Below are 7,211 nucleotides of genomic sequence, written 5' to 3' on the forward strand. Positions count from 1 at the left end.
GTCAAGGGCATGACGCAGACCCATCCCGGTGTCCCCGAGGAGCTTCGGGGCACTTACGCCGGGCTGGCCCACCCGGGGGTCATTGATCACCTCAAGTCGCTCAGCGTCACCGCCATCGAACTGATGCCGGTTCACCAGTTCATGCACGACGCGCGACTGCTGGACCTCGGATTGCGAAATTACTGGGGCTACAACACCTTTGGATTCTTCGCCCCGCACAACCAGTACGCGGCCAGCCGCCGGTCCAGCGTCGCCGAGTTCAAATCGATGGTCCGCAGCTTTCACGAGGCCGACATCGAGGTCATTCTCGACGTGGTCTACAACCACACCGCCGAAGGCAACCACCTGGGCCCGACGATCAACTTCCGCGGCATCGACAACGCCGCCTACTACCGGCTGGTCGACGAGGATCTGCGACTTTACAAAGATTTCACCGGCACCGGTAACAGCCTCAACGCCCGCAACCCGCACACGCTGCAGCTGATCATGGACTCGCTGCGCTATTGGGTGACCGAGATGCACGTCGACGGCTTCCGCTTCGACCTGGCCTCAACGCTGGCCCGCGAGTTCTACGATGTCGACCGACTGAGCGCCTTTTTCGATCTGGTGCAACAGGATCCGATCGTCAGCCAGGTCAAGCTGATCGCCGAACCGTGGGACATCGGCGAGGGCGGCTACCAGGTCGGCAACTTCCCGGGTTTGTGGACCGAGTGGAACGGGAAGTATCGCGATACTGTGCGTGACTACTGGCGGGGCGAGCCCGCGACACTGGGGGAGTTCGCGTCCCGGCTGACCGGGTCGTCGGACCTCTATGAGGCAACCAGCCGCCGGCCCGGCGCCAGCATCAATTTCGTCACCGCTCACGACGGATTCACCCTCAACGACCTCGTCTCGTACAACGAGAAACACAACGAGGCCAACGGCGAGGATAACCGCGATGGCGAGAGCCACAACCGGTCCTGGAATTGCGGCGTGGAGGGCCCGACCGATGACCCGGAAATCCTGGAGCTGCGCGGCCGGCAGATGCGCAACATCATGGCCACCTTGATGGTGAGCCAGGGCACGCCGATGATCGCGCACGGCGACGAGATCGGACGCAGCCAACGCGGCAACAACAACGTCTACTGCCAGGACTCCGAGGTGTCGTGGATGGACTGGTCTCTGGTCGACAAGAACAGCGACGTGCTGGAGTTCACCCGCAAGGTCACCGCATTGCGTACGGCCCACCCGGTGTTTCGCCGCCGACGGTTCTTCGACGGCGAGCCAATCCGCAGCGGCGACGAGGTACGCGACATCGCGTGGCTGACACCGGCGGGCAAGGAGATGCAACCGCAGGACTGGGGCGGTGAATTCGGCAAGAGCATCGCGGTGTTCCTCAACGGCGAGGCAATACCGGAACCCAACGCCCGCGGCGAACGGGTCGTCGACGACTCGTTCCTGATGTGCTTCAACGCCCACGGCCACGAGGTCGACTTCATCATTCCGCCCGACGACTACGGCACCGAGTGGACGGCCGTCCTGGACACCACCGACGCCACCGGGTCGATCGAGCTGGTCGTACACGACGGCGACGAGGTTTCGCTGCCCGGCCGGGCACTGCTCGTATTCCGTAAGACTAAGTGACGCATGGCCTTTCCGGTACTGTCTACCTACCGGTTGCAGCTTCGTGGTGCCGCGAGCGGCTTCGGTTTCACTTTCACCGACGCTGAGAATTTGCTCGACTACCTCGACGATCTCGGGGTATCGCATCTGTATCTGTCGCCGATTCTCACCCCGGCCACCGGGTCCGGGCACGGCTACGACGTCACCGACCCCACGGCGGTGTCCGCCGAACTCGGCGGCCCCGAAGGACTGGCACGGCTGTCGGCCGCGGCGCGCGCTCGCGGCATGGGCTTGATCGTCGACATCGTGCCCAACCACGTCGGGGTCGACAAGCCGGAGCAGAACCCGTGGTGGTGGGATGTGTTGCAGCACGGGCGATCATCGCCGTACGCATCGTTCTTCGATATCGACTGGGAACTCGGCGATGGCCGGATTGTGCTGCCGGTGTTGGGTTCTGACGACGACGTTGCCGACCTGACTGTCGACGGCGATGTGCTGCGCCTCGGCGATCTGGCGTTTCCCATAGCACCCGGCACCGATAACGGTACCGGCCCGCAGGTGCACGACCGCCAGCATTACCAGCTTGTCGGGTGGCGACGCGGCGTGGTCGGATACCGGCGGTTCTTCTCCATCACCTCGCTCGCCGGGCTGCGACAAGAGGACAAGACGGTGTTCGACGCCAGCCATGTCGAAGTGGGCCGGTGGTTCGCCGAGGGACTGGTCGACGGTGTGCGCGTCGATCATCCGGACGGCTTGTACGACCCGGCTCGATATTTGACCCGGCTGCGGGAACTGGCCGGGCCGGAGGCGTGGATCGTCATCGAGAAGATCCTGGCCGTCGACGAGGCGCTGGAGCCGACGCTGCCGGTCGCGGGCACCACCGGCTATGACTCGCTTCGCGAGGTCGGTGGATTGTTCGTCGACCCGACCGGCGCTGAAGCACTGACGGCCCTGTACGAGTCGACGGGCATCGACTATTCCGCGACGCCCGACGTGCTGCGCGACCTCAAAGCGGCCGTGGCCACCGACACGCTCGGCAGCGAGCTGGCCCGGCTGTGTCGCGCCATCGTGACCGCCGCCGGCACCGAGCATCCGCAGCTCCCCGACGCCGTGGCGGCACTCCTGGGTCACATCGACGTGTACCGCTTCGACTACCAAGGCCTGGCCGCTACACTGTCGACCGCGCTGGCCGAAACCGAGGCTGTCACAACCGAATTGCAGCAACCGCTGCAGATCGTGGCTGCGGCTTGTGCACGCCGCGGAGAAGCCGATGCCCGACTGCAGCAGTTGTGCGGCGCGGTCACCGCGAAGTCGGTCGAGGATTGCCTGTTCTATCGCGACGCTCGCCTGGTCTCGCTCAACGAAGTCGGCGGCGAGCCCGCGCGTTTTGGGGTCGGCGCAGCGGAATTCCACGCCAGAGCCGCCACCCGCGCGCGGTTATGGCCGCACGCGATGACGGCGCTGACGACCCACGATACCAAGCGCGGTGAAGACGTCCGGGCTCGAATCGGGGTGCTGTCGCAGGTGCCGTCGTTGTGGGCCGAATTCGTCGCCCGCTGGGAGACGATCGTTCCCTCCCCCGACCGCGTTACCGGATTGTTTCTGTGGCAGAACATCTTCGGGATCTGGCCAGTCAGCGGCGAGGTCACCGATGAACTACGGAATCGGCTGCACGGCTATGCCGAGAAGTCGATCCGGGAAGCGGCATTGCACACCACCTGGAACGATCCCGACGCTGAGTTCGAAGACGGGGTGCATGGTTGGGTGGACTCCGTCCTCGACGGACCGGTTGCCGCACAGCTCACCGAACTCGTCAACCAGCTCAACACCCACGCCGAGAGCGACGCACTAGGTCAGAAACTGTTGGCGCTGACGGCGCCCGGTATCCCCGACGTTTACCAGGGCACCGAGCTGTGGGACGACAGTCTGGTCGATCCCGACAACCGTCGCGCCGTGGACTACGCGACCCGGCGCGCGGCGTTGAAGTCTTTGCAGCACAGAAAAATCCGAATCGTCAACGCGGCCCTGCAGCTGCGGCGCGCCCGGCCGGAAACCTTCTTAGCGGGCGGCTACCATCCGGTGCTCGCCGCCGGAGTCGCTGCCGACCATGTGGTGGCGTTCCGTCGCGGTGCTGATGTGCTGGCCGCGGCGACGCGTTGGACGGTGCGACTCGCTGAGACCGGTTGGGGCGACACCGTTGTCGCGGTGCCGGCGGGTTCGTGGACCGATGCGTTGACCGGCAGAGTGTTGTCGGGACCGGTGCCGGCCGCTGAGTTGTTCGCCGAGCTACCGGTCGCGTTGTTGGAGCGCACCGATGCGTGAATTCGCGGTGTGGGCGCCGAAACCCGAGCAGGTGCGCCTCGATGTCGACGGGGCGGAGTTCTCGATGTCCCGCGACGCCGACGGCTGGTGGCGCGCCACCGTCGACGTACCCCCGAACGCGCGCTACGGATATCTGCTCGACGACGACCCGGCGCTGGTGCCGGACCCGCGTTCGCCGCGCCAACCCGAGGGGGTGCACGCCCGCTCGCAGCTGTGGGAGCCAACGCCGCAGGATTGGGCGGACGGCAACTGGGCCGGCCGTTCGGTTCAGGGTGCGGTGATCTACGAGCTGCATATCGGCACGTTCACCCCCGCTGGCACCTTCGACGCGGCGATCGACAAGCTCGACTATCTGGTCAATCTCGGCGTCGACTTCGTCGAAGTGATGCCGGTGAACGCGTTTTCCGGAATCCACGGCTGGGGCTACGACGGCGTGTTGTGGTACGCGGTGCACGAACCGTACGGCGGACCCGACGGGCTGGTCCGGTTCGTCGACGCCTGCCATCGCCGCGGCCTGGGCGTGCTGATCGACGCGGTGTTCAATCACCTCGGCCCGTCGGGCAACTACCTACCGCGGTTCGGGCCCTACCTGTCGTCGGCCAGTAACCCGTGGGGTGAAGGCATCAACATCGCCGACGCCGGATCCGACGAGGTGCGCCGCTACATCATCGACTGCGCGCTGCGCTGGATGCGCGAATTCCACGCCGACGGTCTGCGCCTCGACGCGGTGCATGCGCTCTTCGACACCACCGCGATCCACATCCTCGAAGAGCTGTCCGCCGAAACCGAGGCGCTGGCCGAACAATTAGGCCGCCCGCTGTCGTTGGTCGCCGAGAGTGACCTCAACGACCCGCGAATGATCACTGCCCGCGCCGACCACGGTCTCGGCATGGCCGCGCAGTGGGACGACGACATCCACCACGCCATCCACACCGCGGTGTCGGGCGAGCGTCAGGGCTATTACGCCGACTTCGGGTCGCTGGCCACCCTGGCAAAGACGTTGCGCGAAGGCTTCTTCCACGCGGCCACCTACTCGTCGTTTCGGCAGCGGCGCCACGGCCGTCCGTTGGACACCGCGACGATTCCGGCCACCCGACTGCTGGCCTACACCTGTACGCACGACCAGGTCGGCAACCGCGCTCTCGGGGACCGGCCGTCACAAAACCTGACCTATGGCCAGCTGGCCGTCAAGGCCGCCCTGGTGCTCGGTTCGCCCTACACGGCCATGCTTTTCATGGGCGAAGAGTGGGGAGCGTCGACGCCGTTCCAGTTCTTCAGCTCCCATCCGGAACCCGACCTGGCTCGCGCCACCGCCGAAGGCCGCAAAAAGGAATTCGCCGATCACGGGTGGGACGCCGAGGACATCCCCGACCCACAGGACCCGCAGACCTTCCAGCGCTCCAAGCTGCACTGGTCCGAGCTCGACACCGACGAGCATGCGAAACTACTCCGGCTGTATCAGGACTTGATTGCCCTGCGGCGCAACGAAACCGATCTGGCCGATCCGTGGCTGCCGCGGCTACTCGTCGACTATGACGAAGACGCCCGATGGATCGCCATGCGCCGCAGTCGGTTGACGGTGGCCTGCAATCTGGATGCCCGGCCGGTGCGTGTCCCGTTCGCCGGCGAACTCGTGCTGTGCTCCCATCCCCCCGACGTCGGCGACGAGAGCACCGTGTTGCCGCCACACTCGTTCGTGATCCTGCGCGCTGTGGATAACTGACTACCGGCACCGTCGGCGAACGCCGATGATGCGCGGGTGAGCCATTCTGAGCTGTTGCCGATCCCGCCCATCCATACCGCGTGCGATCCGGTCAACTCGATCGATGATCTGCGGCAGCGGTGGCGAGCGCTCATGGGGCCGTTGAGTTTTGGGACACGGCTACTGTGGTTTGGCCTCATCGGGCCGGACCGTTGCTTTGGCCTGAAGATCAGCCGGGTACCGATCCGGCAACGTCCCCGGGGTCCGATTGTGTGGAACCTGATGTCGTCACTGCGGACGCTGCTCGACGACCTGGAGCCGGGTACCACCGCAGCCTTGCTGCTGTCGGGGCCCGGACGCGGACCGATCTCGACCATCGAACTGGTGTGGTCGAAGTCGCTGACCGACATGGCCGCGCGATTCGCCGTCCCCCTGGAACCGATCTTCCGCGCCAACGACGAATCGGTCGCACTGTTGGGCTGAGCAGGCCTATCAGGTAGCTTTCGCGGATGAGTGAAATCGACTACGGCGCCAGAGCCCGTCTCGATTACATCGAAACGCAACTCCAGGCGCTGTTCCCCGACAGCTACGTGCCCTTCGCGCAGGCCAGTACCTCCGGGATGCCGTCCGCCGTGGTGTCGCTTGCCCGCGCGGGCAACATGATCGCCGCGATCAAGGAGTACCGCAGCATCACCGGCGCCGGGTTGGCCGAGGCGAAGAAGGCCGTCGAAGCGATACTGTGAGCGGCGCCCGAACCTGGTGCGCCTACAGCAGATAGCGGTAGGCCGCCGAGCCTGGCTCGATCGCCTCGATCTGCATCTCAGTGGCCCGCATGCGTTCCAACAGGCCGTCCAGGCCGGCGGCCGAGCCCAACTCGATACCGACCAGAGCCTCACCGGTCTCCCGGTTGTTGCGCTTGACGTACTCGAACAGCGTGATGTCGTCATTCGGACCGAGCACCCCGTCCAGGAAGCGGCGCAGCGCGCCGGGCTCTTGTGGGAAGTCGACCAGGAAGTAGTGCTTGAGCCCGAGGTGGACCAGCGAGCGCTCGAGTATTTCGCCGTACCGCGACACGTCGTTGTTGCCACCGGATACCAAGCACACCACCGTGGAACCCGGCTCGATGTCGGCTTCCAGTAAGCCCGTCACCGCGAGCGCACCCGCCGGCTCGGCGATGATCCCCTCGTTTTGGTACAGGTCGAGCATCGCAGTGCACACCGCGCCCTCGTCGACAGTGGTGATCGACACCATGTTGCCCGCAGCGGCCAGGGCGGCGTAGGTCAGCCGGCCGGCGCGGCTCACCGCGGCGCCGTCGACGAACTGGTCGACGTGGTCAAGGGTCACCGGACCGCCGTTGGCCAGCGCGGCCATCATCGCGGCCGCGCCGGCGGGCTCGATACCGAGCACGGAGGTTTTGCTGGTTCGCTCGGCGAGGTAGGTGGTAATGCCGGCGATGCACCCGCCACCCCCGACGGGAACCACCACCAAGTCCGGCTCGCCGTCGAGCTGGCTCAGTATTTCGACGGCGATCGTGCCCTGGCCGGCCATGGTGCGCGGGTCGTCGAACGGTGGCACCAGCGTCGCT

At 65.8% G+C, this 7,211-nt stretch carries 6 protein-coding genes; 5 read left to right on the plus strand and 1 reads right to left on the minus strand.

Annotated elements, in window-relative coordinates:
- From glgX to VGH54_RS26715, 5 genes are all read left to right on the plus strand, one after another.
- Positions 1-1,623, plus strand: a 1,623-nt coding sequence (gene glgX / locus VGH54_RS26695) for a glycogen debranching protein GlgX (protein ID WP_331515142.1), incomplete at its 5' end; no start/stop codon positions are given.
- A 3-nt stretch (positions 1,624-1,626) separates the two neighbouring features.
- Positions 1,627-3,924 carry a malto-oligosyltrehalose synthase gene (gene treY / locus VGH54_RS26700; RefSeq protein ID WP_331515143.1) on the plus strand — a complete coding sequence of 766 codons (2,298 nt, stop codon included), beginning with the start codon at positions 1,627-1,629 and terminating at the stop codon, positions 3,922-3,924.
- Positions 3,917-5,647, plus strand: a complete 1,731-nt coding sequence (treZ, locus tag VGH54_RS26705) for a malto-oligosyltrehalose trehalohydrolase (RefSeq protein WP_331515144.1) — start codon at positions 3,917-3,919, stop codon at positions 5,645-5,647. Before treY ends, treZ begins: the two co-directional genes overlap by 8 nt.
- Before the next feature lie 36 nt (positions 5,648-5,683).
- A complete protein-coding gene (locus VGH54_RS26710; protein ID WP_331515145.1) occupies positions 5,684-6,109 on the plus strand; it encodes a hypothetical protein in 426 nt (141 codons plus the stop codon).
- Positions 6,110-6,135: 26 nt separating this feature from the next.
- On the plus strand, positions 6,136-6,369 hold the full coding sequence (locus tag VGH54_RS26715) for a ribosomal protein L7/L12 (protein WP_331515146.1): 234 nt from the start codon (positions 6,136-6,138) through the stop codon (positions 6,367-6,369).
- Between the two features lie 22 nt (positions 6,370-6,391).
- Here the strand turns inward: VGH54_RS26715 and VGH54_RS26720 are convergent.
- Positions 6,392-7,211 (minus strand): pyridoxal-phosphate dependent enzyme (locus VGH54_RS26720; protein WP_331515147.1); only part of this gene is annotated, 820 nt, incomplete at its 5' end.

Origin of the sequence: Mycobacterium sp. (genome assembly GCF_036488105.1) — a bacterium.
GTDB lineage: Bacteria > Actinomycetota > Actinomycetes > Mycobacteriales > Mycobacteriaceae > Mycobacterium.

What these genes read in the sequence shown, in the direction of transcription:
- treY (WP_331515143.1), top strand. Translation starts at nt 1,627, where the DNA reads ATGGCCTTTCCGGTACTGTCTACCTACCGGTTGCAGCTTCGTGGTGCC.
- treZ (WP_331515144.1), top strand. Translation starts at nt 3,917, where the DNA reads ATGCGTGAATTCGCGGTGTGGGCGCCGAAACCCGAGCAGGTGCGCCTC.
- VGH54_RS26715 (WP_331515146.1), top strand. Translation starts at nt 6,136, where the DNA reads ATGAGTGAAATCGACTACGGCGCCAGAGCCCGTCTCGATTACATCGAA.